This is a genomic window from Salinigranum salinum, assembly GCF_009176545.1.
Taxonomy (GTDB): Archaea; Halobacteriota; Halobacteria; order Halobacteriales; family Haloferacaceae; genus Salinigranum; species Salinigranum salinum.
Window position 1 is genome coordinate 881,969 of sequence record NZ_VTOJ01000001.1, and the last position, 26,380, is coordinate 908,348.

The following is a 26,380-nucleotide window of genomic DNA, read 5'->3' on the forward strand; positions in this document are numbered from 1 at the left end:
CGACACGGCACGCCGACTCGGCAGTCGAGAGCGACGCCGGTCCCGGCGTGGAGCGCCGGGCCGTTTATCGGGGAATCTCCGCTCGCCCGACGTCACGTCGACGCGTCGGGGTCACGCTCCCGGCCGAGCCCCGTCGCCATCATCCGCCGGGCGATCACGACGAGCCCGTTCTCGAACCCCCGTCCGAACACGGCCTTCTCGCCCCTGCCGTCGGTGCTCCCGTCGAGTGCGGTACTGACGAGGATCGTGTTCTGGTCCACCAGCAACAGCCGACTGACCGTCGTCCCGTCCTTGGGGTCCAGCGGTGAACTCGCGAGCCACTCCAGCCCGGAGGTGAACACATCGATGTCCGGCAGCCCTTGCTGTATCTCGTCCCGCAGGTCTTCGGTCGCGGTCCCGATCACCACGTCGACCCCGGCCTCCCGTGCCGCCTGCACGCTGTCGGCCAGTTCCTCGGTGAACACCGCCGGCTGCCCGACGATCAGCACGATCTCGCTGTCGGCGCCACCGACGAGTTCCACGGTGCGGGTCGAGATGGCGTTGAACCCGGTGAGCGACCACACCTCGTGTGTGATCTCGCGGTCCACCGGCTCTACGGGTTCGAGGTTCTGGAGCACGTCGGTGAGCCGTTTCGCCCGTGCCTCGTACTCCCGGCGGAGCGTCTCCGCGGCCTCCTCGATCGAGACGGCCCGGAACTGCTGTGGCTTCGAGTGCTGTACCTCGACAAGTCCCTTCGTCTCCAGCACGCGGATCGCGTCGTAGACCCGCGTCCGGGGCACGTCGGACGTCTCGCTGACGTCCTTCGCGGTTCCCTTCGGGAGCTGAGACAGGGCCACGAAACACTTCGCCTCGTACTCCTTGAGCCCCAGCTGCTGGAGCAACTCTATCGCCTGCTGTGTGTTCGATAGCTCGTCCATGGGTCCCAACCATTCCACCGGCGACGCCGGTGTCGCCTGCGGTGTTCTGCGTCCGGCCTCAAGTCAGTTCCTGTCCCGACCGCTCGGGAGGCTGCTCGGACCGATCGCACGGTACGACCATACTCGTCGTAGACTTATGAACTACATTTATTAGCGAACCATTAGATGATGAATATAGCAACTCAGGAGCGTATATCTGCGAATTCACGAAACAGTAGTTACGCTATCCCGTCTCTATCCCGTTTTTTTTGCGCATTCCACAGCCGAACTCCGCGACGCCCCTCGCTCTACGATCGGTCCGCCGCCGCCGAGTCGTCCTCGTCGGTCCTGTAGTGGAAGTGGTTGAACGGCTGCATCCGCCGCTGTCTGATGAGCTCCGAACTCTCGATCTGGAGGCCGAGGTCGTGGATGGCGTCCGTGATCCGGGTGATGTCGGTCGTGCTCGTCCCGACGACCTCGACGTGGATGTTCCGGCGACCGGTCATCATCTCCCGCAGGTCGATCACCCCCTTGACGGCCAGCACCGCCTCAGCCAGCTCGGACCGCTCGGTCGCGGGGGCGGTACAGACGAAGAGGATCCTGAGCGGGAGGCTCGCCGCCTCGTAGTCGATCTCCGGGTGGTAGCCCCTGATGATCCCGTCCGACTCGAGCCGGTCGATGCGGTTCCGGATCGTGCTGGGGGACACCCCCACGGTGTCGGCGATCTCCTGCGCCGTGGTGTTCCGCGCCTCGCGCTGCAACAGGTACAGGACGCCCCTGTCGACGTCGTCGAGCTCTCTCGGCATGGCGGCGGGTACGGCGTCGGCGGGTATCAATACCGGGTCCCGAACTCCCGTTCGACCGACGTCCGGGCACGCCGGGCACCGGCCGTTAACCCGGATTATCACAACAAGATTATGTAGGATGCGAGGGTACTCCGAATCGGCGCGGAGGTCGCATGGGTCCCAACCTACCGTTCCTCCGTGCCATTTCACTCTCCGCGGTCGCACCCGCGACCGAACGGTGTCACTCGATTCCTCGAACGACGAGCGTTCGGTACAACCGCCGTGATGTCACTCGATTCCTCAAACGACGAGCGTTCTGTAAAACCGTCGGGTGTTAAGCCCGTTTCCGGAGTAGCCCCCCCCCGGGGGGAAGAGAGGGGGTTTCACGATGCTTGACAACCAGTTTGAGGCGCTGTCGAGCCCCCATAGGCGGCGGCTACTGCTCGCGCTGGAACGGATGGAGGGTGGGACGATCCACCCCCTGTTCCGTCCGCCCGATCACCGCGGAGACGCCGGGACCGACCCCGATCACGAACAGCTGGTCCTGTGGCACGTTCACCTGCCGAAACTGGAGCGGCTGGGGTACGTCACCTGGGACCCCGAGACGGACGAGGTCGCCCGTGGGCCGCGGTTCGCGGAGATCAGGCCGCTGCTGCGGTTCCTGATCCGGGACGGGACTGAGTTGGGCGAGTTGGGCACCCCGGCCGAAGACGGCGAGCCACGCCGACGCGGCTGACGGACCCGTCCTCGATCGACCCGCCCCCGCGCCCGGCTCTCGGATTCGAGAACCGGAGCCGAACGCTTATTCTCGATCTCGGATCACATCGGCCATGGTAGAGGCGTTCGCCGTCGCCAGCGGGAAGGGCGGGACCGGGAAGACGACGACGACCCTCGCGCTGGGGATGGCGCTCGCGGAGTCGTACGACGTCACCGTGGTCGACGCGGACACGGGGATGGCGAACCTGCTGTTCCACGCGGGTCTCGACGACGTCGAGGTGACGCTTCACGACCTCCTGGTGGAGGAAACCGGAACCGACGTCGCCGAGGCGACGTACGACCGCTTCGGGATGCGAGTCGTCCCCTGCGGGACGAGCCTCGCGGCGTTCGAGCGGGCCGACCCCGCCCGATTGAGAGACGTCGTCGCCGACCTCGCCGCCGACACCGACGTGCTCCTCCTGGACTCACCCGCGGCGCTCGACTCGAAGTCGGCTATCCTCCCCGTGGTGCTCGCCGACCGGATCGTCGTCGTCCTCCAGCCGACGATCCCGGCACTCTCGGACGGGCTCAAAGCACAGGAGTACGCCCGGTCGTACGGCACGGAGACGGCGGGCGTGATCTTCAATCGCGTCCGCGACGACGAGGAGACCGAGGCCATCGCCGCGCAGGCCGACCGCTACTTCGGCGGCGAGACGCTGGCGATGGTGCCCGAGAGCGACCTCGTCCGGGCGGCCCGCCGGGCGGGCGAACCGCTCCTGGCGCACGCGCCCGAGTCGGCCGCGGCCGCGGCGTATCGTGAGGCCGCCGCGCGGCTCAACGTCCGGTCGGGCGACAGCGAAGCCGTCGCCGACCGCTTCCGGAGCGCGGTCGTCCCCGAGCGCCCATGAACGTTCCCCGGGGACGACTCGTCCACTCCCGCATCGTCGACGACCCCGGCACCGTTCTCCGGTCGGCGCTCGACCGGTCGCTGACCGGCTACGCCGTCGTCGAGCCACAGGACGCTCTGCTGTTCGACGACGGTGCTCGCGGCGTGGTGACGTTCGAAGACGGCGTCCCCGTGCTGGTGTACGACGCGACGACCGACCGCGGCGGCCCCGACGCGCTCGCCGATCTCGCGGGGCCTGGCCCGTACAGCGTCGAACTGTACGAACTCCCCGCGGAGGACCTCGCCGCCGCCCACGACACGCCCGCGCTCCGGGTGCCGCCCGACATGCCCGCCGAGCGGCTCGCTGGCGACGCGACGCTCGCCGATCGGACGCGCGAGGCCGCCCCCGACTCGCGGCTCGCGGACGACGAACCGACCGGCAGCGCGGTCGAGGCGTTCCTCGCCGACGAGGCGAAGATCGAGGCGATCCGGGCACAGGCGCGCGACGAGGCGCAACGGCGCGCGGAGGAGTGGGGACTGACGGGGGCCCTCGTCGACGACTCCGCTGGCGCGTCCGCGCAGGCCGACGCGGACGACGGTGACAGCCCGACCGACGCGGACGGTGGCGACTGCACCGCTCACCCACCCGACGGCACCGCGGCCACGTCCGACGTCGACTGAGACTTCGAACGTCGAACTCAGACGGGCTCGATCTCGTACCGGTCGCTCGGCACGCGTGCCTGGAACAGTACCTGTTTCTCTCCGGGGGTGTCAACGGTCTTGTCCACCGCGTACGTCGTGAACGTACACGCTTCGGGGGTGAATTCGACGACCGAGTAGCCCCAGTGGTGGCTGTCGAACGCCCGCATGTGGGGGTTCATCGCCCGGACCCCACGCGAGAGCAGGGGACGGCTCACCCTCCCCAGCGTCCGCCCGTTCACCCCCACCGCCTCGGCGACGTTCACGCTCGTCACCGCGGGCGTCATGAACTCGACGCCGACGCGGGTCGGCTCCCCGCGGTCGCCGAGACCGGGGTAGGCGGTCTGCTGGTAGCCGGCGACCGTCGAGTGCATGTCGCCCGTCAGCGTGACGACCCCCGCCTCGCGTGCGGCGAGCGTCTCGAATATCTCGGCGCGTTCGGCCGCGTACCCGTCCCACGAGTCCTGTTTCGGGTAGATGGATAGCGGGCCCGCCCCCACCCGGATCGGGAGCGAGAGGACGGCGTTCGCCCACGCGAACCAGGTCGTCTCCGACGCCGCGATCTCCGCTTCGAACCACGCGAGCTGGTCGTCGCCGAGCATCGTCCGGCTCGGGTCGGTGTCCCGACGGAGGCCGAGGTTGACGCCAGCGACGTACCGGCCGCCGGGTTCGCTCCGGAACAGGCGCTGGTCGGTCAGCGCGAGGTCGACGAGCGTCCCGAACCGGAGCGAACGGTAGAGCCGAAACGAGTCGTGGATCCGCTCGGCGTCGGGGTCGTACCGGATCCGCGCCGGGAGGTACTCGTACCACGCGCGGATGCCCGCACGGGTGAGGTCGCGCATGAACGCGGGGTCGTCGCCGCGCGGGTGGCCCGGCGTGGCGGGGGCGTCGGCGTCGTAGTCCCAGTAGCGGTTGTTGGCGACGCCGTGGTCGTCCCAGCCGGCGACGAGGGTGTGTCGTTCGAGCGCCCGCTGGAAGAACCGGTCGTCGCGGTAGAGCCGGTGGAGGTGGCGGAAGTCCGCGAGCGAGGACGCGCGGTCCTCACCGCTGGGGAGCGTCACGCCGCGGTCGGCGTAGTGGCGGCTCCCGAGCCCCGTGTACAGCCGGTCGGCCGACTCGTAGACGAGGTCGCCGAGGTGGACGAGGAAGTCGACGTCCGCGCGGGCGACGTGGTCGAACGCGCCGTAGTAGCCGTTCTCGTAGTCCTGACACGCCACCACCGCCAGCCGGACCGACTCCGGCGTCGCGTCGGGCGCGGGGAGGGTCCGACACCGCCCCACCGGTGAGGCGGTCCCGTCGTAGACGAACCGATACGCGTAGCTGCGGTCCGGCGAGAGCGCCCCGTCGAGGTCGACGCGCACGGTGTGGTCGTACGCCGGCCCGATCCGCTCGGGGGAGACGACGCCCCGGACGACGCTCTCCTCGAAGCCGTCGTCGTCGGCGACCTCGACCGCGAGCGGTTCGCCCGCCTCGACGGCGTCGGGTGCGAGACGCGTCCAGAGGATCACGCCCGCCGGGGTCGGCCCACCGCTGGCGACCGACTGGGGGAACGTCTCTCGCGAGTCGTGGCCGGGGTCGACCGCGCAGTCTCCCGCGCTCGCCCCGCCGAGCGCCGTCGCCGTCACGTCCGGTCGCGCCTCGCCCGTCATCGTGGCGTCGACCTCGTCGCGTCCAGGTGTCGGTACTCGCACACGTACTGGTGTCCCGCGCCGGCGAGCAAAGCCGTTCCGGCGAGTCGACCACCTCCGTTCACGTGTCGCCGCACCGTCACCGACTGTGTCACCCCGCGTGAGGACCGACCCCGGGACCGCTGTCGCTTTACCGGTCGCGTCCGGAGCGACACGCGTGTCACTGTTGCGTCTGTTCGGCCTCTTCCGGCCGGAACACTTCGCCGACTGGTACCGTATCGGTGCCGAGTACGTGCTCACCGTCTCCGAGGGGATGGGGTTCGAAGTGGGCGACTTCCCGATCCGCGCCGAGGAGGCGACGGCGGCGCTCCGGGCCGGACGAACCGACGTCCCGCCCGAAGTGGCCCGGTCGATCGCCGCCGACCTCCTCGCCGACGCCACCTTCTCCGCGCCCTACCTCGAGTGGATGCCGCTGTGGTACGAACTCGCGCTCGTCGGGCCGGTGAGCTACGCCGAATACCGCCTCCGCCGCGTGGCGGGCCGGTACACGGAGAACCTCGAACACGTCACCGTGCCGCGTTTTTCCCGCCCACGAGACGTCCTCGTCGCCGGCCGTCCCGCCGTCGACTACGTCTCGGGGTTCGCCCGACGCTTCGTCGTCGCCGACGCCGTCCTCCACCTGGAGTGGTACGCCCACGTCGCCCGCGAGTCGGGGATCCACGTCCCGTCCGCCCTCGTCGACCGCGCCCGCGAGGAGACGGTCGCGTACTACACGGGCCACGGCGATCTCTCCGACGAGATCCGCCACTTCCAGCGCCTCCTGTTCGCCGACGACGCGTGGGTCCGCGACATCGACGCCGCCTACGACCTCGACAGCACGCTGTTCGGCGTCTGGGAGCGGATCCTCTCACACGAACGCGAGCGGCTCTGACGCTCGGAACCGTCTCCCGTCGTGGCTCTCCGGCGGGCGACGCGTGCGCCGGCACACCGTGCCGAGAAACCGTCATATCCTCTCGGCGCGTACTGGTCGGGGTCTATGACTGACCGCGTCGACGACCTCAGAGAACTCTTCTCGCGCCTCGACGGGCCCGCACAGTTCACCGAGTCACAGCAGCAGCCCCGGGGGACGATCCGCTCGGCCGCCGCGGTCGATCGCGACCTCCGCCGGCTGATCGACGACCTGCGTGCGGACGGCGACGTCCGGACCACGCTCTCCGACGACGACCTCGTCGCCGTCGTCCGTGGCTTCCACGCGGGCCGGTCGGATCGCGCCGTCGCCGCCGACCTCGGGATCACACCGGAGACGGTGTTCCGCGCGCGGATGGCTCTCCACCTGTTCGCCGACACCGACGCGCCCCGTGAGCTGGACTCGGTGCTCGCTCGGCTCCGTGCGGGCGACGACGCGGCCGAGATCGTGACCACGCTCGACGTCTCCAGAGCCGCCGTCGACCGCGTGGCCCGACTGCTGGCGGCGCGGGCGGCCGCCCGGCGGGTGAACTACCGATACACGACGGAGTTCGCCGACCTCCTCGACGGCGACACGACGCGCGTCGACCTCGATCGGCAGGTCTGGGACGACCGCCGCGCGCTCGTCGACGCCCACGACGACTGACCGAATCCACGAGAGCGATCGGGGTCACCGTGACCGATCTGGTTCACGGCGGCCGATCGGGGTGACGCTCGTCGTCCCCGACGCCCCGTTCTCCCACCGACACACACTACTTCGGCGCTAGTTCTCACCTTCGGGAATCTCACGTCAACCGACTTGTTCTCACGATCGGAAGACCGCACACGGCGGCGGGGGAGACGGCGGCTGGCCGCGCCTCGTCGCCGGACTGAGTATGACACGAGACTCGACATGCCAGTCAGCGGAGACTGAGCGAACGAACTCGTTGTATCGATCACTGATCACGTGGCTGACGCTCCACGTCGTCCGCGCGGGACGCGCGCTGCTGTACAGTTCGGTGTACATCTCGCTCGTCGCGATGACGGAGGTCGCCGTCGCGACCGTGCTCCTGTCGCTCCCACTGACCTTCGCGCCGGTCGTGGTGGGGCTCGTCACGTTCGCGGTGTACACCGGCGACCGCCTGGCGGACGTCGACACTGACGAGGTGTCCAACCCCCGACAGGCCGCGTTCGTCCGCCGGCACGGCGACGTCCTCTACCTGCTGACCGCGGCGGCGTACGCGCTCGCCGTCACCCTCTCGATCCTCGGCGGCCCGGTCGCGCTCGCGATCACGCTCCTTCCGGGCGTGTTCTGGGTACTCTACGCCTCCGAGTGGATCCCCGACGTCGGCCTCCACGTCGACCGACTGAAGCAGGTGCTGGTCGTCAACTCCGGCGTCGTCGCGCTCGCGTGGGCCGTGACGCTGACGTTCCTCCCGCTCGCGTTCGCGGACGCGCCGGTCACGCCGACGGTCGGCGTGGTCTTCGCGTACTTCTTCCTCCGGTCGTTCGTCGACACGGAGCTCCCGAACGTCCGCGACGTCGCGGCCGACCGGGCGACCGACGTGGCGACGCTACCGGTCGCCGTTGGCGTCCGCCGGACGCGACACGTCCTGTACGGGGTCGACGTCGGCACGCTCGCCCTCGTCGGCTACGCGACGGCCGCGGGGATCGTTCACCCCGCGCTGTCGGTCGCACTCGCCGTCGGCCTCCTCTACTCGGTCGGCATCACCTCGTTCCTCGGTCGGTTCGAGGACGAGGCGCTGCTCGCGAAGCTGCCCGAGTGCGAGTACGTCTTCGTCGGCGTGGCGCTGGTGCCGTACGTCGTCGGGGGCTGACACCCCCACGGCTCAGGCATCGGATATCTATTTTGATAGTAGCGTGTTCGGTTTAATATGCCGACGGTCACTCCTCCCGAACAGTCGTGTCCACCGCGAGTCTCCTGACAGTGGTGATGATGGTCACCATCTTCGTCGGCGTGACCGCCGCGTTCCTCGCGTGGCGGGAGCGGCCCGAACCGGGAGCGACGTCGCTCGCGGCGCTCCTCGTCGGGCAGTGCTGGTGGTCCGTCTTCTTCATCTTCGAGATACAGGCGACGACGCTCGCGGGGAAGGTGCTCTGGTCGAACGTCCAGTGGGTGGGCGTCGTCGTCATCCCCGTCGCGTGGCTGTCGTTCGCGCTGTCGTACACGGGCCAGGACCGCTACCTCACGCGTCGGTCGATCGCCGCGCTCTCCGTGATCCCCGTGTCGACGGTCCTCTTCGCCGCGACGACGGACGCCCACTCCGTCCTCTACCTGGAGTCGACGCTCGTCGCCGAGCGTGGCTTTCCGGTCCTCGAACGCACGCCCGGCGTCTGGTTCTGGGTCATCACGGGGTACACGTACCTCCTTGGTTTTCTCGGTTCGATCCCGCTGCTCCGACTCGTCCGGAGCGACGCGCTCGCGTTCCGCGGGCAGAGCGTCGCCCTGCTGATCGGGACGCTCGCGCCGTGGACGAGCAACGTCCTCTTCCTGGCTGGAGCGACGCCGCTCCCCGGCCTCGACCCGACCCCCATCGCGTTCGCCGTCTCCGGTGTCGCGTACCTCGGAGCACTCTCCCGGTTTCGGCTCCTCGGGACGAGTCCGTCGCCGAACCACCGCGCACGCAGACTCGTCTTCGAACGGATGCACGAGCGGGCCGTCGTGGTCGACCGCCACGACTACGTCGTCGACCTCAACGAGAGCGCCGCGGAGACGCTCGGCTACGCCCCACGCGAGGCGCTCGGTCTCCCCGTCAGCACCGTCGTCCCCGAATACGAGACGCTCCCGACGGACGGCTCCATGAGCGGCTATCTCACCCTTCCCGACGACGACGGCGACCCCTACGACGTCACGGTGACGGAGGTCACGGACTCGCGGGGGCGCACGATCGGCCGCGTCGTCACGTTCCACGACGTCAGCGACTACCTGCGACGACAGCAGCGCCTCGAGGTGTTGAACCGGGCGCTCCGTCACAACATCCGCAACGAGACCAACCTGATCTACGGCTACGCCGACCTCCTCGGGGAGCGGGCGACCGACGAGGCCGCCATCATCAAAGAGCGTGCCCTGGCGATCGACGACATGGGACAGAAGGCCAGGACGATCATCGACGTCTTCGAGCACGCCCGAAACCCCGTCGACCACGTGCCGCTCCGGGTGCTCCTCCGCGAGAGCGTCTCGTCGGTCCGGAGCACGTTCCCCGCCGTCACCGTCGACTGTGGACCGATCCCCGCCGACGTCTACGTCTCGGCGGGGCTCGATCCCGTCTTCGACAACGTCGTCGAAAACGCCGCCGAGCACAACACCGATCCCGATCCCCGCGTGTGGATCGACGTCCACGTCGACGACGGCGATGGCGACGGTGATCGTGACGGCGACGACGTGGGCGGCGACGGCGGCTCCGTCCGGGTCGTCGTCAGCGACAACGGACCGACGATCGACGCGTACGAGCGATCGGTCCTCGAACGGGGAACCGAAACCCCGCTCGAACACGGTAGCGGCCTCGGACTCTGGCTGATCACCTGGGGGACCCAGATCGCCGGCGGGCAGGTGACGTTCGCGGAGAACGAACCGACCGGGTCGGTCGTCACGATCGAGGTGCCGATGCTCGATCCGCCCGCACGGTCGTGGGAGCACGACGGGCGGGCGCAAGACGACGAGGCCGGTCACGGTGACGACGGCGACGAGGAGACAGCGGACGGTCGCGGGACCGAATCCGCCAAGAACGCGTGACCCGCGGACGGTCGCGTCCTTCTCTCCGAGCAGGGCGGCACACCTCCCTCTCCGTGATCGGGATTAGCGTAAGTCCTCAAACTTCTCGACGTAGCAGGTTGCAGAAGTATCTGAATCGGCGTGCGAGATGTAGAGGTTCTATCCAGCATGATGTCTGTAGCCAATACTTTTGACTATTAGCTACTACTTACAATATCAAATGAATTCGGACAAAGCAGAGGTTCTCTCTGGTCTGCGTCAAATGGATGAATACGAGTTTGAATCTTTTGTCGCTAGGCTCTGGGAACGACAAGGATGGAATACAACTGTTACATCGGGTGCTCGTGACTATGGCATTGATATTATCGCCGAGAAAGAAAGCCCATTCAACCAAAAACATCTCATACAAGTAAAAAGATATGCGAGGGGTAATAAAATCGGAAGTCCAGAGGTACAGCAGTATAGTAGCCTCCGTCAGCAGAAGAGGAATGTTGACGCTGTCTTGATTGTCACTACGAGTTCTTTCACAGAACAAGCTGAGACTGTAGCAAATGGCTTGAACGTCAAGCTCATCGATTCAACACACCTTTTTAATATTATCAGGGATTCCGAGTCAGAAGATATACTTAGAGATTTTGAAATCACGAACGAACAAAATGATGGCTCAAATTAATCCTCCAAGCGTGAAAATTCTGAATCCGATCAGGATCTCAAAGAACCAACTAGTACTACTTCTGACTCAAGCAGTGACAAATTTACCAAATCGGAGGTGAACAAAAGACAGAGGCTTAAGATCGCTTATGATGAATTGAGACGAAAACGTGGGAGAGCAGCTTCTCAAGATAAAAAGGACCAGATAACAAAAGAGATGAATCAAATAGAACACCAGCTCCGAAAGTCAAAGGGATCCCCATCTTCGAATATTGCTACTGACCGGGATGTCGCAGGTATCGGCTCGGAAGATGATGATAAGTCCGGCTTTCTATCAAGGCTGTTACCCTGGTGGTAGTTGATAGTCGGATTACCATGGCCGACGCGCGCTGTGTATCTCGCACACTGTATCTGCCAACTACTGGAGATGATTCGCGAAAAACTATGGACTACTCCGATAATCCCGATGAGTGTGGTCGTACGCCGAGTGTGCTCGTTACCCCGAGTGTGGTCGTCACACGACCACACCCGTCCCTACATTTAGGTAGGTTCACGCTCGACGTGTCGGTATGAGTGAAGACGCGGTGCTCTGTCCGGACTGTGGGTGGACCGGACGGCCGGCGTCACTCGACGACGAGGGCGACGGCCGCTCCTGTCCGCTGTGTTCGACCGACATCGAATTCGTGGACTGAGCCGGAGGGAGCCACTCCCGCTCGGCAGATTCGCTCTCGAATCGCTACCGACCGGAGACGTACGCCGTGAGGTCCGTCGTGGTGATGATGCCGATGACGCCCTCGTCGTCGTCGACGACCGGCACGTGGTGGAAGCGGTTGTCGATCATCGTGTCCGCGACCTCCGTGATCGGGTCGTTCGCCGTGCGCGTGATCACGTCGGTCGACATGTACTCCGCGACCGTCGCCTCGCTCGCCAGCCCGTCGTCGGCGGCCAGCTGGACGAAGTCCGTCGCGGTCAGGATCCCCTCGAGGTGGCCGTCGTCGTCGACGACGACCACGGAGCCGATGTTGTGTTCGAGCAGCTGCGTGGCCGCCTCGTTCAGTGTCGCCTGCGGGCTCACTGTCTCGACCGGCGTAGACATGAGTCGCCCGACGAAGATGTCCTCCATAGTCGGTCGTCTTCCCGGTGGGTGATAAGAATTGTCACGCCGGACGGAGCTGGACGCGACGGGTGTGCGACCGCCACCGCGACTCACGCCCCGACGACGACCGGAACCGGCGTGAACGAGAGCACGCCGAGGGCGAGCGTCATCAGCCCGACGAGCCACCGGCCGCGGCCCACCGGCGACTGGTCCAGCGGAGTCACGCCGCTCACCCGTCCGAACACGAGTGCGAGCACCCCCCAGAGCAGCCAGATGCCGACGGCGCGGCCGTCCTCGAAGAGGTAGAGGTAGCTGGCGAGCCCGAACAGCGCGAGGGGGACGAGCTTCTGGACGGCCGCGAGCGCGTCGCCGACGAGCGCGCGGGTGACGTGCGCCCCGTCGAGCTGGCCCACCGGCAGGAGGTTGAGGAACGTCACGAACGCGCCGACCCAGCCGCCGACGACGACGGGGTTGACCGTCAGGCCCGGCTCGACGTACGACAGTGGCTGTCCGACCGCCCACGCGACGAGCTGGATGAGCGGCGGGTAGCCCAGTTCGACCTGCGTGGCGGTAGTCGCGGTCGCGGTGCCGCCGACCACTCCGACGGTCTCGATCGGCGGGAGCGACACCCCGATCGCGGTGACGACGATGGTGGCCACGAGCCCCGCCAGCGGGCCGGCGACGCCGATGTCGAACAGCGCTCGCCGGCTCGGGATGTGGTCGTTCATCCGGATCACGGCGCCGAGCGTCCCCAGTAGCGTCGGAACCGGGATGAAGTACGGGAGCGACGCCTCGACGTCGTGGTAGCGGCTCATCGCGTAGTGACCGAGCTCGTGCACCGCGAGGACGCCCAGCACCGACACGGTGAACGGCCACGCCTCGACCGCACGGAGCGGCTCCTCCGTGACCGGGATGCCGTACCAGCCAGCCCCCGCCAGGAGCGTCGTGACGACGGTCGCCACGAACAGCCCGACGTTCGTCCACGGCACCCCGTCGACGCCGGGCGATCGCTCCTCAACCACGAGCACGTGTTCGCCGAGCCGGCGCTCGAGCTGGAGCCGGTAGCCGCGCTCGCGAAACACGGGTGCGAGCCGCTGGACGACGGCGTCCCGCGGTGCGAGTGGTTCGCCGTAGTATCGGATCTCCTCGCCATCGGCCTCGACCTCGTAGACCTGGAAGTAGTCCGCGAGCGCGCTCGGGGTCGGGACGTCACCCTGAAGCGACGACGACTGCATCAGTTCGGCTAGGGAGTGAACGAATAAAGGGCTGTCCGTGCTGTGTGCGGCTGTTCGGAGCCGGTTCTCGGCCCCAGGCTGCCACCACCGACCGCCGCGCTCGTTCCGGTCTTCGAAGTCGTCCAGGCGCTCGGAGTCACGACCGCTCCGACCGTGCTGTCCGTCGGTGGAACCCTTTTACTGCCGACACTCCCTGTGTGTGGTATGAAACGGTTGCTCTCGAGCATCGGGATCGGCGCGGCGACCGTCGACACCGTGCTCCCGCAGGCGGCTGTCCGTCCCGGCGAGACGGTCGAACTCACGGTCGAGATGCGCGGCGGCGACTCGGCACAGACCATCGGCGGGCTCTACTTCACGCTGAAGACCGAGGCCGACGGCGAGACGTGGCCCGTCGCCCGGTTCGACTTCGACGGCTCGTTCACCATCGACCCCGGCGAGGAGCGCACCGAACGGGTGTCGATCCCCATCCCCCTGTGGACGCCGGTGACGCGCGGCGGCCCGCGGGTGTGGCTGGAGACGGGTCTCGACATCGACTGGGCGGTCGATCCGAGCGACAGCGACGACGTCGCGGTCGAACCCGACGACTTCGTCGCGGCACTGTTCGAGGCCGCGGACACCCTCGACTTCGAGTTCGTCTCCGCGTCGCTCGTCGAGACGCCGTGGCTCGACGACCGTCCGTTCGCGCAGGCGCTCGTCTTCGAGCCCGGCTCGCGGTTCGAGCGGGACGTCTCGCGGCTCGTTCTCACGACCATCCCCCGCGGCGACGACCTCCGGCTGTACATCGAGGTACAGCAGCGCGACGCGGTCGCGGAGGCGGTCGGACAGGACTTCAACGAACAGGAACTCTCCGTCACCGTCGCCTACGCGAACCCCGAGATGATCGGCCGGCGTATCACCTCGACGATCGAACAGTTCACGTAGCCGCCTCTCGTCTACGGACCGGCTTCTCTCTGGCTCGGGTCGTCTCCTCTCGCCCTCTCCGGTTTTCCTCGTCGTTTTCTCAACACGGGTCGAGAACGTCTCTCGCTTTCGAAACCACTGGATTCGCCGACGACAGATGTGGAATCGAAACGGCAACCGTGGTAAGCGGGGCGCACGTACGTTCGGACGAGTGTTGGTCGACACTCGCAACACTGGAGGCACACACTATGTCATCGACTTCGACGGACGGACGGCTCGTACCGATCCTCGTCGCCGTACTCGCGGCGCTCGTACTCCTCCCTCTCCTCTTCGTGGGGACGGGGATGATGGGCTTCGGTTCGATGGGTCCCGGAATGATGGGGAGCGCTCAGGGGGGAATGTGGGCCGACGGCAACGCGCTCCCTGGCTGGGCCTTCGTCGTCGGTGTCGTGATGCAGCTGCTGTTTCTCGTCGTCGTCGCCGGCGGTGTCTACCTCGCCTACCGGGCCGTGACTGACCGGGACGACGAGGACCCGGCCCTGGCGGAACTCCGGGTCGCTTACGCGCGCGGCGACCTGACCGACGACGAGTACGAGCGGCGGCGTGACGTGTTAGAACGCGACTGAGCGGGGGCGGATCCCACGGTCCCACGGCCGCGTGCTCGAATCGCCGGCCTCACTCCGTTGGCCGCTCGCGGCGGTAGTCGACGTCTCCCTGCCTGTCGGAAGGGACCGTCAGAGCCAGTCGTCGGGGAGTTCGTCCTCGTGGTCGGAGATGAGCCTGAGGATCGGACGAATCTCGTCGAACTGCTCCCCCCTGACGATGACATCCTGCTCGCGGTCCCAGTCGATGACCCCGTTCTCCTCGAGCAGCGGGAGGTGCTCCGTCTCGAGCATCTCGAGGAGCGTCCGGCGTTCGTCGTCGTCGATGTGTTCGGCGACACGGATGTGTTCGGGGATGTCGTCGAACTTCTCGGGGTTACCGTCGACGAGATAGACGAGCAGCCGTCGCCGGTCGGGGTGTGCAAACAGGGCGAGGACGTTCGGGAGTCGTCCCCTCACCGCCGCTGTGATCTCGCTCTCTCTCGATCCGTCCGTCGTCGTTGGTTTCATTGGTTCCTCCGTTAGTGTGTGGTCGTCCGCCGCGGACTCAGTCGACTTCTTCGTGTCTGTCCGCTCCGGTGAGTTCGTTTCCGGCCGTCAGCCCCTCGTCGATCACCGGATCGATCCCGGTGAACTCGAAACGAGCACCGCCCGCCGTCCCCTCGACTGCGCTGATCGACCAGCCGTGTGCGTCGCTGATCTGTTCGACGATCGCGAGGCCGAATCCGGTGCCCGTGTCGCTCGTCGAGTACGCCGTCTCGAACACCGTCTCACGTCTGTCCGGCGGGATCCCCGGACCGTCGTCCTCGACGTAGAACCCGACCGTCGTGTCGACCGCGGGGATCGATCCGACGACGACGGACACGGTCGGTGTCCCGTGGCTCGCGTCGGCGTCGTCCTCCGTCGAGTGGGTCGTCGACCCGTGTTCGATCGCGTTCCGGAAGAGGTTCTCGAGCACGCGCACGAGGGCGTCCGGGTCCGCCCGGAGGCGAACGCTCGATTCGACCTCGAGCGTCGCGTCCGCGGTCGCGACGCCCTCCCACGCCGTCTCGGCCATTGATTCGAAGTCGACGGGGACGAGTTCGTCCACCTCGCCCTCCTCTGCGAACCGGAGCGTCTGGGCGATAATCGTCTCGGCCCGCTCGAGCGACTGTCTCACTATCTCGACCGTCTCGGCGTCGTGATCGCCGTCCGCTACGAGGGTGTCGACGTACCCAATCGCGACCGACAGCGGGTTCCGCAGGTCGTGCGAGACGATGCTGACGAACTCGCGGAGTCGTTTGGCCCGCCGCGCGAGTTCCCGCTCACGTTCGACCCGGACCGTGACGTCCTGAAGGTAGATGGCGACGCCCTTGCTCGTCTGATACGCTCGCACGTGGAAGTGCGTCCCGCTCGGCGCGTAGTACGTCTCGACGTCGAGGGGGACGCCGTGTTCGACGACCGACCGCAACTGGTCGTGGAACGTGGCGTCTTCGAACGCCGGGAACACCTCCCAGAGGTCGTGTCCGACGAGCGCTCGCTCGCGTCGACCGAGCAGCCGCTGCGCCGCGTCGTTGACGAGTACGATCCGCCACTCGTGGTCGACCGTGACGTACGGTCCGGTGGTCCACTCGAGGAGGTCGCCGAGAGTGGCCTCGAACTGCTTGCCCTCACGAGGCTTGATGATCGCGAGGATTCCGTCAGGGTTCTCCTCTCTCCCGGGGACGGCTGCCATCTGTATCCGGTACGGCTCCGCCCCCCCGTCGGTCACGATGCCCAGTTCGGCCGAGACGACGTTCGGGCCCGTTCCACCACGAAGCGTCTCGACGTAGTCCGCGACGAGTCCTCGTTCGTCGTCGGCCACGAGGTCCTGGATCCGTTCAATCCGGCCTCCACCAGCCGACGTCGGGATCAGTTCGTCGACGCGCTGGTTCGCGGCACGGATGCGTCCGTCGGCGTCGAACACGGCCACGGGAACGTCGAGCATCTCGAGCAGCGTCCCGAACCGCTGGGACTCGACGGTCGCTCGCCGTTCGAGGACGAGCGATCGAACCCGTTCGATCAGGAGCGCGAACCCCTCGCCGGCTTCGTGCTTTCTGAAGTAGTCGGTCACGCCGGCGTGGATCGCCTCCATCGCGATCGACTCGCTTCCCTCCCCCGTCAGCATCACGAAGGGGAGGTTCGGTCGGCGCTCACGGATCCGACCGAGGAGTTCGACGCCCGTCATCTCGGGCATCCGGTAGTCGCTGATCACCGCGTCGATCGGGGTCCCGTGTTCGAGCCGACTGAGCGCCCGGGTGGGGTCTACCTCCACGGTGACGACCATGTCGTCGTGCGTGCGCTCGAACCACCGCTGCACGAGGTGGCTGTACGCCTCGTCGTCGTCCACGTGCAACACGTGTATCTGCGTCTCGTCCCGCGTCTCGATCTCGTCCTGCGTGTCCGTCTGTCGGTGGTCTGATCGGTTCATGATGGCTCTCCGGGGTCGGTCTCGGCGTAGTCGTGACTCTCCTTCTCGTGGTCTCTCAGGACCAGCAACGTCAGAAACGACTCCAGAGGTAATAAACTCGGACGTAGAGTATCGACGGTCGGCGACGACCGATCCCCCCACATCCCGTCGTTCGAGCCGTCTCGAAGCCGAGAGTCGGCGCACGACGACGAGACACATGGCGGTTGCGCTCGTCGTGTGCACGACCGTGCCGAGTGTCACCATTTATCACGAGGGAGCGAGTATGCGAGGACACGATGAGTGGTGAACCCGCGGAAGCCGAGACGGTCGACATCTACGACGACGTCAGCGAACTGGGGCTGCCCATCTCGATCCGGGTCGTCTCGATGTCGATGGTCGGCGGACTGCTCGGGACGATCCTGATGCTCCCAGTGCTCGTCGGGATCCCACAGGCGCTGGGCCTCTTCCTGACGGAGCCGATCACCCGGTTCGCGGGCTTCGCGGCCTTCTTCGGCATCGAACCGACGGCGACGCTCGGGATGATCGTCTTCGGCGTGGGTGGTACGTTCGTCCTCCCGTTGATCTTCCTCGTCGTCGGCTCGTTCCTCCCGCCGCGCGAACCCCGCTACCTCCGGGGTGTGACGTTCGCGACGTTCTTCTGGACGGGGTTCGCCCCCGCGTTCTGGCCCGGTACCGGCGTGCTCGCCGTCGGCATCTTCCTGATCGTCTCGCTCGTCGGACACTGGGTGTACGGGGCGACGCTCGGCTACGTCCTCGACCGGACCACGGGCATCCCCCAGCACGAGGTCTGACCGCCCGGCCCAGTCGCCGAACCGCCTGCCGATCGGTCCTCCCGACGGTTTCTCGCTCACGGCGCACTCGTCGCCCCCGTCGAGCGATTCGGTGTGGCGTGCTCCCCGAAACCGCTAAGTAGGGGTCCTAATGATTAATACCGAAGGTCGTTTGTTACCTATGTCCATGACCCTGCTGCACCACCTCTCGGGGCTCCTCGCCCAGTCGGGACTGATCCCGCGGGGGACACGCGTGTTCGTGTTCGACCGCATCTTCACCGTGTTCCTGCTGTTGGGGACGCTCGTCGGTGTCGTGGTCATCGCGTACATGCTGTACAACGCGTACAAGTACCGTGACACGGGCGAGGCCGACGACGTCGACCGGCCAGCTCTGGGCGAACTCCCGGCCGACGGCGGGAAGGGGAAGAAGCTGTTCACCTCGTTCGCGCTGAGCGCCGTGATCGTCATCTCGCTCGTCGCGTGGACGTACGGGACACTGCTGTACGTCGAGGAGGGGCCGTCGCAGGCCGAATCGCTGGAGATCGAGGTCGAGGGCTACCAGTTCGGCTGGCGCTTCACCTACCCGAACGGCCACGTCGAGGACTCGACCGCGGGCGGCGTGCTCCGCGTTCCGGTCGACCGAGGGATCCGGTTGCGCGTGACCTCTGCGGACGTCTTCCACAACTTCGGGATACCGGAACAGAAGGTGAAATCCGACGCCATCCCGGGCCAGACCTCCGAGACGTGGTTCGAGGCCGACGAGACGGGGACGTACACCGCGAACTGTTACGAACTCTGTGGAGCCGGCCACTCGTACATGACGGCGCAGGTCGTCGTGATGGAGCCTGACGAGTACCGCGAGTGGTACACCAATCTCAACGAGAGCGCATCATGAGTGAACAAGACGATACACACGACACGGACGACGGACACACGGTCGAGACCGACGGTGGACAGACCGACGGCGGGACGGTGAGCGGGGGCGAGCTCGCAGTGCCCGGGGTCGAGGCGGACCACGACCACGGCCACGAGGACGACCACGAGTTCCCGGGGACGAACACGATCAAGCGGTGGCTCATCACGACCAACCACAAGGACATCGGCATCCTCTACGTGGTGACGTCGCTGTTCTTCTTGATCCTCGGCGGGGTGCTCGCGTGGCTGATGCGCATCCAGCTGTGGGCGCCGCGGGCGGCGACGGAAACCGTCATCAGCGCGGGCGCGTACAACCAGGCGGTCTCCGCGCACGGCCTGCTGATGGTGTTCTGGTTCCTCTCGCCGTTCGCGTTCGGCTTCGCGAACTACGTCGTCCCGCTCCAGATCGGGGCGAAGGACCTCGCGTTCCCCCGACTCAACGCGCTCAGCTTCTGGCTCTACCTCGCCTCCGGACTCCTCTTCATGGTCTCGTTCTTCCAGGGCGGCACCTTCGCCGGCGGCTGGACGATGTACGCCCCGTTGAACGTGCCGACGTTCACCCCGGACGTGGGTGCCTCGACCGCCGTGCTGGCGCTCACGCTGTTCGTCGCCTCGGTGACGGTCTCGTCGGTGAACTTCCTGACGACGATGCATCGGATGCGCGCCAAGGGGCTCACCCTGCGGAACCTCCCGCTGTTCACCTGGTCGATCCTCCTGACGGTGTGGATGATGCTGTTCGCGTTCGCGGCGCTGCTCGCGGCGCTCATTATCCTCTCCTCGGACCGTCTCCTGGGAACGACCTACTTCGCGATGGAGTCGCCCGCGGGATCGCTCCTGTGGACCCACCTGTTCTGGTTCTTCGGCCACCCCGAGGTGTACATCGTCTTCTTCCCGGCGCTCGGCGTGATGGCCGAGTGCTTCCAGACCTTCACTGGGCGGCGGATCGTCGGCCGCAAGTGGTTCATCGCCGCGATGGTGCTCGTGGCGCTGCAGTCGTTCGTCGTCTGGATGCACCACATGTTCCTCACGACGATCAACCTCCAGATCAAGACGCTGTTCATGATAACCACCATCGGCATCTCGCTCCCCTTCGACCTGATGGTGTTCGCGCTGATCTACACGATGTTGAAGGGCCGCATTCGGTTCACCACCCCCTTCCTCTTCTCGTTCGGCGCACTGTTGCTGTTCATCATCGGCGGCATCACGGGTGTGTTCCTCGGCGCGGTCGTCCTCGACTACGAGTTCCGGGGGACGTACTGGGTCGTCGCGCACTTCCACTACGTGATGGTCGGCGGCATCACCGCGCTCGTGGGCGGGCTCTACTACTGGTTCCCGAAGATGACCGGCCGGATGTACGACGAGTTCCTGGGCAAACTCCACTTCGGCGTCTACTTCGTCGGCTTCAACCTGCTGTACTTCCCGCTGTTCGTCGCCTGGGAGACGCCCCGGAGAGTGTTCGACTACGCACCCGGGCTCGAACCGTGGCACAAGGTCGCGACGATCGGCGCGTTCGTGCTCGGGCTCTCGTTCCTCATCATGTTCTACAACCTGGGCAAGAGCGCCTTCTCGGGCGACCCGGCTCCCGACAACCCGTGGGAGTTCGGCTCGACGGCGGAGTGGGCGGTGTCGTCGCCGCCGATCCTGGAGAACTTCCCCGGGACGCCGACGTACGAGAACGGGAATCTGGAGTTCCTCACCTCGAAATCCCCGGCACAGGCCGACGGTGGCCTCGCGACGGCCGCCGACGCCGCGCGGTCGAAGGTGCAGATCCGCGAGGTCGAGACCGAGGACGACGACTTCCACGCCGACCACGCCAGCATCTGGCCGCTCGCGTTGAGCGCCGGGATGTTCTTCCTCTTCCTCGGGCTGTCCGGGGTGCAGGAGGCGTCGTTCGGCGAGGGGATGATGGCGAACGTCTACATGGCGTCGACGGCCGTCGGTGGCGCGATCACCGTCGGCTCGTTGCTCTCGTGGGGGCTCGAACCGTTCACGGCGTTCCCCGGCGGCGAGGGCGAAGCGTGGCCGTTCGGCGGCATCGAGAACGGCAAGGTCGGGATGTGGATCTTCCTCGCGAGCGACGTCGTCCTCTTCGGCGGCTTCATCGGGGCGTACGTCTTCACCCGCGTGGCGTTCGGCTGGACCGCGTGGGAGCCCGTTCCGAGCAACCCCATCCCGGGGCTGATGAACACGTACCTCCTGCTCACGAGCAGTTTCACCGTCGTGCTCGCACTCGTCGCGGCGGAGAAGAAACACAAGTGGGGCGTCGTGGCGACGCTCGTGACGACGTTCCTCCTCGGGCTGGGGTTCCTCGGCAACAAGGCCATCGAGTGGAACCACCTGTTCCACGAGGGGATCTGGCTGTCGACCAACGTCCGGTCGTCGACGTTCTTCCTCACGACCGGGCTGCACGCCGCGCACGTCATCGTCGGCCTGTTCATCACCCTCTTCCTGATCGTCCGCGCCTGGCGGGGCGCCTACCTCGAGGACAACCGGTCGCTGGAGTACTTCGGCCTCTACTGGCACTTCGTCGACATCGTCTGGCTGTTCCTCTTCCCGCTGTTCTACATCCTGTGAGGTGACCAAGAGATGACTTCAACCAAACTGTACACGGTGATCTTCGCGTTCCTGTTCGTCTCGGCGACGGTGCAGGTGCTCGTCGAGTTCGCCGGCCTGTCGTACTGGCTCGCGTTCGGGCTCATCATGGTGCTGTCGGCCGTGAAGGCCGTGATCGTCGCGGCGTACTTCCAGCACCTCCGGTGGGAGCCCCGCTCGCTGACGTACCTCATCGGGATCGGCCTCGCGGCGGCGCTGGCGCTCACGCTCGCGGCGTCGTACTCGATCCTCTGACCTGACGCGACTGGGACTCTTTTTCGGGACTCGTCGGGGTCACATCGCGGAATCACCAGCGTTCGGCCACGCTCGGGCCGCGGCCGGGTCGGTTCACACCGGAACGACGTCGAAGACGAACACGAGGTAGTACACCGAGACGGCGAGCATGAGGGCACCCGTCACACGGTTGACGACCGACTGGTGGCCGGTGAGCGTCGCCATCACCCGCGCCTGCCACCGATCGGAGACGGTCGCCAGCGCGACCAGTGGGGCGGCGATCCCGCCCCCGAACGCCAGGAAGTTCAGTAGGCTCCCCACGGGGTCGGTGAACAGGAACGCGCGGGCGAAGAACACCGCGATGAACCCGGGATTGCAGGGGACGACGATCGCGCCGAAGAAGAAGCCGTAGCCGAACGCCGACGCGACCGGGTGGCTCGACTGTGGTGGCTCGACCGTGGGGAGGAGGTGTGCGAACTCCACGTCGGCGAGCAGCAGCAGGCTCCCGACGGCGAGGAGACCGAACGCGACGGGCGAGACGACGCCGCTGACGGTCGTCAGCGACGTTTCGAGCACCGTCGTGAACAGCAGCCCGAGCCCTAGCATGAACGAGAGCACGCCCGCCGCGACGAGCGCGCCCAGCGCGGAGATCGGGAGCCGCCTCTCCGTCGACTGGTTCGAGAGGTACGCGAGGAAGCTCGGGTACAGCGGGAGCACGCAGACGGCCGTCAGCGGGGTCGCGAGTCCGAGCGCGAACGAACTGGCCAGCTGTGTCGCCGACGCCATCGCGCTAGCACCGCTCGAACGCGGTCTCGAGGGTGTCGGCCGACTTCAGCCCCCGTCCCTCGACGAGCGCGGTGGTCCCGTCGGCACAGATCCGGACGACGGGCGCTGCGGGGGCGTTCGTGACCACGGCGCCGAACTCGTCGACGAGCGCCCGCGTCATCGACGCCGGCGCGACGGCGTAGTACCAGTCGAACTCGTGCGAGTCGAGGTGGTCGCGGACCCGTGCCGCGTCCTCGTTCGGATCGACGTTGATGCTGATCGCCACGAGGTCGTCCATCCGATCGACGAGCGTCGCGACCTCCCGCTGCTGGTTCGTACAGACGGGACACCAGACGGCGAAGAACTCCACGAGCACCGGCCGTCCGCCGAACCCCGCGACGGTGAACGACGTCCCCGTCTCGACGTCGGTCAACTCGACCGAGCGCCAGTCGTCCGCCGCGTCTGCCGTGGCCGCCGTATCTGTCGTGTCCGCCGTGGTCGTCCCCGACGATCCGTCGTTCGCGGGCCCTTCGGTCGTCGACGCGGTCGTCCCGTCGTCCCCCGTGGGGCGCGATCCCGACGTACAGCCGGCGAGGGCGGCGAGGAACACGCCCGCACCACCCTGGATCACGCTCCGCCTCGACCAGTTACCGGTCCCTGATACCATCACCGAGCAGACGCTTCCGATCGGTATAGCGGTTTTTCACACTCTGTTCCAAATCTCACTCGACTCTTTCGGATCGCGCGCGTCGCCGGCAGACGCCTCCGTCGCTCGGGGAGCTTGCCTCGGAGAACGAGTCCGCGTGGCGGACGATCCGGGTTCGATCGTTCGGCACGGTGGACGTACTGGACCGGACTGCGGCTCCGATCGGCCGACGGCGTTCGTCTACTGGCTGACGAACGTGTCGTGTCGGTAGTCACACACTTCACAGAAGAACTGAGCGAGGCCAGCGGGCTGGGTGCCGCTGAACAGCATCTCGGTTCCGCAGGAGGGACAGTGCTCGGGAGGGACGTCGCCGGGCCGTTCGATCTTCATGTGTGGTAACCTCTTGCGAACGCCCCTATTAAATCCTGTCTATCTTTCGTAGGATTATCGAACAGCAGGGGAACATTTTTTATTCAGTCTCGTGCGGTAAAAAGAGACACGCGCAGTCGTGACTGTCTGCCCTTTTTCACCGTCGTCCGTTCGAGATAGTCGGCTCTCCGTCCTCTCGGATCGACGTTGACGTACGCCCGCCCACGCCCGTCCACGGGGGCGTGAGATTCAAATCCACCCGTGACGAGTCGCACGTATGGACGAGACGGCCGCGTCGGAGTCGGCTGGGACGTCACCGGGTGCGGCCGGTGACGACGCCGGTCCCGGGACGGAACGCGAGGGGTTCGACCGGACGGCTCTCGGCTACGCGCTCCTGTTCTCCGTCCCCGTCTGGATCGGCGTCACGATGGCGATGCTGAAGGTGACGGGTGGCCGCCCGCTTTCGCTGGTGCTCGCCCCCGGTCTCGTGCTCGGTGGCGGCGTCTTCGCGTTCGTCGTGCTCGCGACCCGCGGCGGGTACTCGACGGCGTGACCGTCGGGCGCTCCACCCCGTCCCCTGGCGGCGGTTCGACCGTCTGTCACCCGGTCCCGGTTCCGTGACCGGGCTGGTGGCACTGTCGACCTCGCTGCCACCCGCCCGGCGACATCACAGCTGTGGCTCGGTTCGGAGACGAACCTGGTCGGTCGTGATCCGTTCGATGGCACCCACGTCGAGCGGCAGTCCCTCCTCGTCGCCGACTCGCTGCCAGCTGAGAGCCGACGTCACCTCACGCACGACGTCCGAGTCGAGGTCGACGTACGGTACGCCCTCGTTGACCGCACTGACCGTCCCCAGCACGGTTCCACGCTCGTCGACGACGTGCTTGCCGACGTCGGTGAGTGAGGGTCTTGGTCGTCTCATCACGAACTACTGTCGTCCCGTGTCCGAGTCGTCGTTCTGCTTGCACTCGCGCGACGCGATGGACGAACCCGACCGTGGCCCGGTGAGCTGAGCGAGCCCGGTGCGCCGGCATCGACGACACGGACGGCACACGACCGCGGTGGGCGGTCGCAGCCGACGCTCGTGGGGGCGAGGGTTGGTCGGCTTCGAGTAAAAGAACGGCCTGCTGGCGTCTGTGCGTCCCGTCCGCACCACGGCGAGACGGGCGGACGTCGAGCGTCCGGGTGCTCGAATTCGGCCGAGTCGTCCGAGCGCCCGTGCTCGTGCTCGTCGCCCGTGTCACCGTGGAACGCGCGTTCTGTCGTCCAACATCGGGCTAGACGTTCCGTGTCGCTTCTCTCGCAGGCGGGGGTGGCCGACGCCGGATCCGGATTACAGATCCGATCGGAGCCGAACCTGGTCGTCGGTGACCGTTGCGACGGCCTCCTCCTGGAGCGGGTAGCCGTTCTCGTCGTCGATGTTCTCCCAGCCGAGGGCCGTCGTGATCTTCGTGGTGATCCCGGGGTCGGGATCGATGTACGCCGTCCCGTGTTCGACTGCGCTGATTATTCCCACTTCGGCACCCTCGCCGTCGACCACTGTCTTGCCGACGTCACTGTCGGTGAACTGTGTCGTTTGCATCGCACCTCGACGTAGCGGTTCTGTTCATCTTCCCCTGTTGCTTGCCTGTGCGCCGGGCGGTCGTTCCGGTCGACGTTTCGGGCACGCTGACTCTCACCACTCCACTCACTGGTGTTTATCTGGCTCTGCGCAGATGCCACTTCTATGCCACCATTCGACCCTGAATTAGCGTCCGGCGACGCGAGCCAGCTCGATCACACGCGAGGCGACGAACTCGCTCGTTCCAATCACGACAGCCATTAAACGATTCCACGTCACCCCACACACGATGCCAACTATCGTATCCGGGAGGATCCCGGCGAGCGAGTTCGCGCTCGACTACTCGCTGGAGACACATCCGGAGCTGATCTTCGAGACCGAACGGATCGTCACCAGCGGTGACGAGGCGATAATGCCGCTGCTGTGGGTCCGCGGGGCGTCTCAGGAGGAGATTCAGGAGACGCTCGAGAACGACCCGACGGTCGACAACGTCACGCTCCTCGGCGACTTCGAGGACGAGTGGCTCTTCCAGATGGAGTGGGTCGGCCACGTCGATCTCATCGTCCAGATGTTGATCAACAGCGAAGCGACCATCCTCGACGCCGTCGGGCACGAAGACCAGTGGAAACTGCGGGTGTTGTACCCTCGCCGGTCGCTCTTCTCGGAGACGCACGAGTTCTGTGACGCACACGGCCTCAACTTCGAAGTCGAGTCGATCCGCGAACTCGACAGCGAACCGGCCGGTCGCTACGGTCTGACGGCAGACCAGTACGAGGTGCTCTCGACGGCGGCCGCGAAGGGGTACTTCGAGGTCCCCCGTGCGGTGACACTGCAGGAACTCGCCGAGGAGTTCGACGTCTCCCACCAGGCGGTCTCTGAACGCCTCCGCCGGGCGACGGACGCGCTCGTCGAGGACACGCTGTTCGTCGGACTGAACGAGTCCGACTTCCAGTGATCCGTCGCGTCGCGCCCGCCCACGCCACGCCGAACGTTTAATACTGGGGCATGGTATCGTCTCTCGTATGGCCGAGAACGCACTCGTCCCACTGGTCGGTGCCTCCGTGGGTGCCGTCGGGCTGGCGACCGTCCTCTTCATGCTGTACAGCCGTTCCCGTCCGAGCCTGCTGCAGGGGCCGCTGACGATCGGCGTCTCGCTGTTGACGATCACGGCCGGCGTGCTCGTCCTCTTGGTGGGTGAGGCGGCTCACGGTGCCGGGTCGCTTGTCTACGTCGGTGGCGTGGTCGCGCTCGTCGGCGTCGGCGCGCTCACCGGCATCGTCGCGTCGGTACCCCACCCAGAGGGCGAGGCGGAGTCCGGGCACTGAGC

The 26,380-nt window shown here is 66.6% G+C and carries 30 protein-coding genes; 18 read left to right on the forward strand and 12 right to left on the reverse strand.

The window, feature by feature from the left end; translation table 11 throughout:
• Nucleotides 1-92: 92 nt before the first annotated feature.
• Nucleotides 93-917, reverse strand: a complete 825-nt coding sequence (locus FZP69_RS04170; RefSeq protein ID WP_192918456.1) for a TrmB family transcriptional regulator — start codon at nt 915-917, stop codon at nt 93-95.
• A 287-nt stretch (nt 918-1,204) separates the two neighbouring features.
• The gene (locus FZP69_RS04175) at nt 1,205-1,702 is read right to left on the reverse strand and encodes an Lrp/AsnC family transcriptional regulator (RefSeq protein ID WP_152040094.1); all 498 of its coding nucleotides are present in this window, start codon (nt 1,700-1,702) and stop codon (nt 1,205-1,207) included.
• 367 nt (nt 1,703-2,069) lie between these two features.
• Here FZP69_RS04175 and FZP69_RS04180 point away from each other — a divergent pair, with 367 nt between their 5' ends.
• The 3 genes from FZP69_RS04180 to FZP69_RS04190 all read left to right on the forward strand — a co-directional run bounded on the left by FZP69_RS04180 (nt 2,070) and on the right by FZP69_RS04190 (nt 3,944).
• Nucleotides 2,070-2,417 (forward strand): DUF7344 domain-containing protein, encoded by a 348-nt coding sequence (locus FZP69_RS04180; RefSeq protein WP_152040095.1) that lies wholly within the window; start codon nt 2,070-2,072, stop codon nt 2,415-2,417.
• 94 nt (nt 2,418-2,511) lie between these two features.
• Nucleotides 2,512-3,285, forward strand: coding sequence for a nucleotide-binding protein (locus FZP69_RS04185; RefSeq protein ID WP_152040096.1), 774 nt, complete (start codon nt 2,512-2,514; stop codon nt 3,283-3,285).
• Nucleotides 3,282-3,944 (forward strand): hypothetical protein, encoded by a 663-nt coding sequence (locus tag FZP69_RS04190; RefSeq protein ID WP_240137456.1) that lies wholly within the window; start codon nt 3,282-3,284, stop codon nt 3,942-3,944. Before FZP69_RS04185 ends, FZP69_RS04190 begins: the two co-directional genes overlap by 4 nt.
• 17 nt (nt 3,945-3,961) lie before the next feature.
• On the opposite strand, the gene FZP69_RS04195 is transcribed toward FZP69_RS04190, so the two are convergent.
• Complete coding sequence (locus FZP69_RS04195) at nt 3,962-5,653, reverse strand: alkaline phosphatase D family protein (protein WP_152040097.1); 1,692 nt, start codon at nt 5,651-5,653, stop codon at nt 3,962-3,964.
• A gap of 154 nt (nt 5,654-5,807) precedes the next feature.
• Between FZP69_RS04195 and FZP69_RS04200 the strand changes: the two genes are divergently transcribed.
• From FZP69_RS04200 to FZP69_RS23200, 6 genes are all read left to right on the forward strand, one after another.
• Nucleotides 5,808-6,521, forward strand: a complete 714-nt coding sequence (locus tag FZP69_RS04200; RefSeq protein WP_152040098.1) for a hypothetical protein — start codon at nt 5,808-5,810, stop codon at nt 6,519-6,521.
• Nucleotides 6,522-6,626: 105 nt separating this feature from the next.
• Entirely contained in the window at nt 6,627-7,202 is a 576-nt protein-coding gene (locus FZP69_RS04205) for a hypothetical protein (protein WP_152040099.1), read from the forward strand.
• 280 nt (nt 7,203-7,482) lie between these two features.
• Complete coding sequence (locus FZP69_RS04210; protein ID WP_204959902.1) at nt 7,483-8,373, forward strand: 4-hydroxybenzoate polyprenyltransferase; 891 nt, start codon at nt 7,483-7,485, stop codon at nt 8,371-8,373.
• A 116-nt stretch (nt 8,374-8,489) separates the two neighbouring features.
• The gene (locus FZP69_RS04215; RefSeq protein ID WP_192918457.1) at nt 8,490-10,289 is read left to right on the forward strand and encodes a histidine kinase N-terminal 7TM domain-containing protein; all 1,800 of its coding nucleotides are present in this window, start codon (nt 8,490-8,492) and stop codon (nt 10,287-10,289) included.
• A gap of 199 nt (nt 10,290-10,488) precedes the next feature.
• On the forward strand, nt 10,489-10,941 hold the full coding sequence (locus tag FZP69_RS04220; protein WP_152040101.1) for a restriction endonuclease: 453 nt from the start codon (nt 10,489-10,491) through the stop codon (nt 10,939-10,941).
• Nucleotides 10,942-11,488: 547 nt separating this feature from the next.
• Nucleotides 11,489-11,611: a hypothetical protein gene (locus FZP69_RS23200; protein ID WP_275689335.1), complete on the forward strand. Its 123-nt coding sequence runs from the start codon at nt 11,489-11,491 to the stop codon at nt 11,609-11,611.
• Between the two features lie 44 nt (nt 11,612-11,655).
• Here FZP69_RS23200 and FZP69_RS04225 read toward each other — a convergent pair whose 3' ends face one another.
• Entirely contained in the window at nt 11,656-12,042 is a 387-nt protein-coding gene (locus FZP69_RS04225; RefSeq protein ID WP_152040102.1) for a CBS domain-containing protein, read from the reverse strand.
• 83 nt (nt 12,043-12,125) lie between these two features.
• Complete coding sequence (locus tag FZP69_RS04230; protein ID WP_152040103.1) at nt 12,126-13,250, reverse strand: site-2 protease family protein; 1,125 nt, start codon at nt 13,248-13,250, stop codon at nt 12,126-12,128.
• Nucleotides 13,251-13,454: 204 nt separating this feature from the next.
• Between FZP69_RS04230 and FZP69_RS04235 the strand changes: the two genes are divergently transcribed.
• Nucleotides 13,455-14,171: a sporulation protein gene (locus tag FZP69_RS04235; RefSeq protein WP_152040104.1), complete on the forward strand. Its 717-nt coding sequence runs from the start codon at nt 13,455-13,457 to the stop codon at nt 14,169-14,171.
• A gap of 227 nt (nt 14,172-14,398) precedes the next feature.
• Nucleotides 14,399-14,776: an SHOCT domain-containing protein gene (locus FZP69_RS04240; RefSeq protein ID WP_152040105.1), complete on the forward strand. Its 378-nt coding sequence runs from the start codon at nt 14,399-14,401 to the stop codon at nt 14,774-14,776.
• 108 nt (nt 14,777-14,884) lie between these two features.
• Here FZP69_RS04240 and FZP69_RS22860 read toward each other — a convergent pair whose 3' ends face one another.
• Both FZP69_RS22860 and FZP69_RS04250 read right to left on the reverse strand, forming a co-directional pair.
• Nucleotides 14,885-15,262, reverse strand: coding sequence for a DUF7344 domain-containing protein (locus tag FZP69_RS22860; protein WP_204959904.1), 378 nt, complete (start codon nt 15,260-15,262; stop codon nt 14,885-14,887).
• A 37-nt stretch (nt 15,263-15,299) separates the two neighbouring features.
• Nucleotides 15,300-17,201, reverse strand: a complete 1,902-nt coding sequence (locus FZP69_RS04250; RefSeq protein ID WP_192918458.1) for an ATP-binding protein — start codon at nt 17,199-17,201, stop codon at nt 15,300-15,302.
• Nucleotides 17,202-17,476: 275 nt separating this feature from the next.
• Here FZP69_RS04250 and FZP69_RS04255 point away from each other — a divergent pair, with 275 nt between their 5' ends.
• From FZP69_RS04255 to FZP69_RS04270, 4 genes are all read left to right on the forward strand, one after another.
• Nucleotides 17,477-17,992: a DUF6789 family protein gene (locus FZP69_RS04255; protein ID WP_152040107.1), complete on the forward strand. Its 516-nt coding sequence runs from the start codon at nt 17,477-17,479 to the stop codon at nt 17,990-17,992.
• A gap of 166 nt (nt 17,993-18,158) precedes the next feature.
• Entirely contained in the window at nt 18,159-18,866 is a 708-nt protein-coding gene (gene coxB / locus FZP69_RS04260) for a cytochrome c oxidase subunit II (RefSeq protein WP_240137458.1), read from the forward strand.
• The gene (locus FZP69_RS04265) at nt 18,863-21,460 is read left to right on the forward strand and encodes a cbb3-type cytochrome c oxidase subunit I (protein ID WP_152040109.1); all 2,598 of its coding nucleotides are present in this window, start codon (nt 18,863-18,865) and stop codon (nt 21,458-21,460) included. The genes coxB and FZP69_RS04265 overlap by 4 nt, the downstream gene beginning before the upstream one ends.
• Nucleotides 21,461-21,472: 12 nt before the next feature.
• Nucleotides 21,473-21,733 (forward strand): cytochrome C oxidase subunit IV family protein, encoded by a 261-nt coding sequence (locus FZP69_RS04270; RefSeq protein WP_152040110.1) that lies wholly within the window; start codon nt 21,473-21,475, stop codon nt 21,731-21,733.
• Between the two features lie 93 nt (nt 21,734-21,826).
• On the opposite strand, the gene FZP69_RS04275 is transcribed toward FZP69_RS04270, so the two are convergent.
• The 3 genes from FZP69_RS04275 to FZP69_RS22360 all read right to left on the reverse strand — a co-directional run bounded on the left by FZP69_RS04275 (nt 21,827) and on the right by FZP69_RS22360 (nt 23,513).
• Nucleotides 21,827-22,498, reverse strand: coding sequence for a cytochrome c biogenesis protein CcdA (locus FZP69_RS04275; protein WP_152040111.1), 672 nt, complete (start codon nt 22,496-22,498; stop codon nt 21,827-21,829).
• Nucleotides 22,499-22,502: 4 nt separating this feature from the next.
• A complete protein-coding gene (locus tag FZP69_RS04280) occupies nt 22,503-23,144 on the reverse strand; it encodes a TlpA family protein disulfide reductase (protein ID WP_152040112.1) in 642 nt (213 codons plus the stop codon).
• Nucleotides 23,145-23,363: 219 nt separating this feature from the next.
• Nucleotides 23,364-23,513, reverse strand: coding sequence for an HVO_2142 family zinc finger protein (locus FZP69_RS22360; protein WP_192918564.1), 150 nt, complete (start codon nt 23,511-23,513; stop codon nt 23,364-23,366).
• A 256-nt stretch (nt 23,514-23,769) separates the two neighbouring features.
• On the opposite strand from FZP69_RS22360, the gene FZP69_RS04285 reads away from it, so the two are divergent.
• Nucleotides 23,770-24,045: a hypothetical protein gene (locus tag FZP69_RS04285; RefSeq protein ID WP_152040113.1), complete on the forward strand. Its 276-nt coding sequence runs from the start codon at nt 23,770-23,772 to the stop codon at nt 24,043-24,045.
• Between the two features lie 114 nt (nt 24,046-24,159).
• On the opposite strand, the gene FZP69_RS04290 is transcribed toward FZP69_RS04285, so the two are convergent.
• Together FZP69_RS04290 and FZP69_RS04295 are read right to left on the reverse strand one after the other, a co-directional pair.
• The gene (locus FZP69_RS04290) at nt 24,160-24,414 is read right to left on the reverse strand and encodes a PRC-barrel domain containing protein (RefSeq protein WP_152040114.1); all 255 of its coding nucleotides are present in this window, start codon (nt 24,412-24,414) and stop codon (nt 24,160-24,162) included.
• 411 nt (nt 24,415-24,825) lie between these two features.
• Nucleotides 24,826-25,074, reverse strand: coding sequence for a PRC-barrel domain containing protein (locus tag FZP69_RS04295; protein WP_152040115.1), 249 nt, complete (start codon nt 25,072-25,074; stop codon nt 24,826-24,828).
• A gap of 268 nt (nt 25,075-25,342) precedes the next feature.
• Here FZP69_RS04295 and FZP69_RS04300 point away from each other — a divergent pair, with 268 nt between their 5' ends.
• On the forward strand, nt 25,343-26,008 hold the full coding sequence (locus FZP69_RS04300) for a helix-turn-helix domain-containing protein (RefSeq protein ID WP_152040116.1): 666 nt from the start codon (nt 25,343-25,345) through the stop codon (nt 26,006-26,008).
• A 67-nt stretch (nt 26,009-26,075) separates the two neighbouring features.
• A complete protein-coding gene (locus FZP69_RS04305; RefSeq protein WP_240137460.1) occupies nt 26,076-26,378 on the forward strand; it encodes a hypothetical protein in 303 nt (100 codons plus the stop codon).
• Nucleotides 26,379-26,380 lie beyond the last annotated feature (2 nt).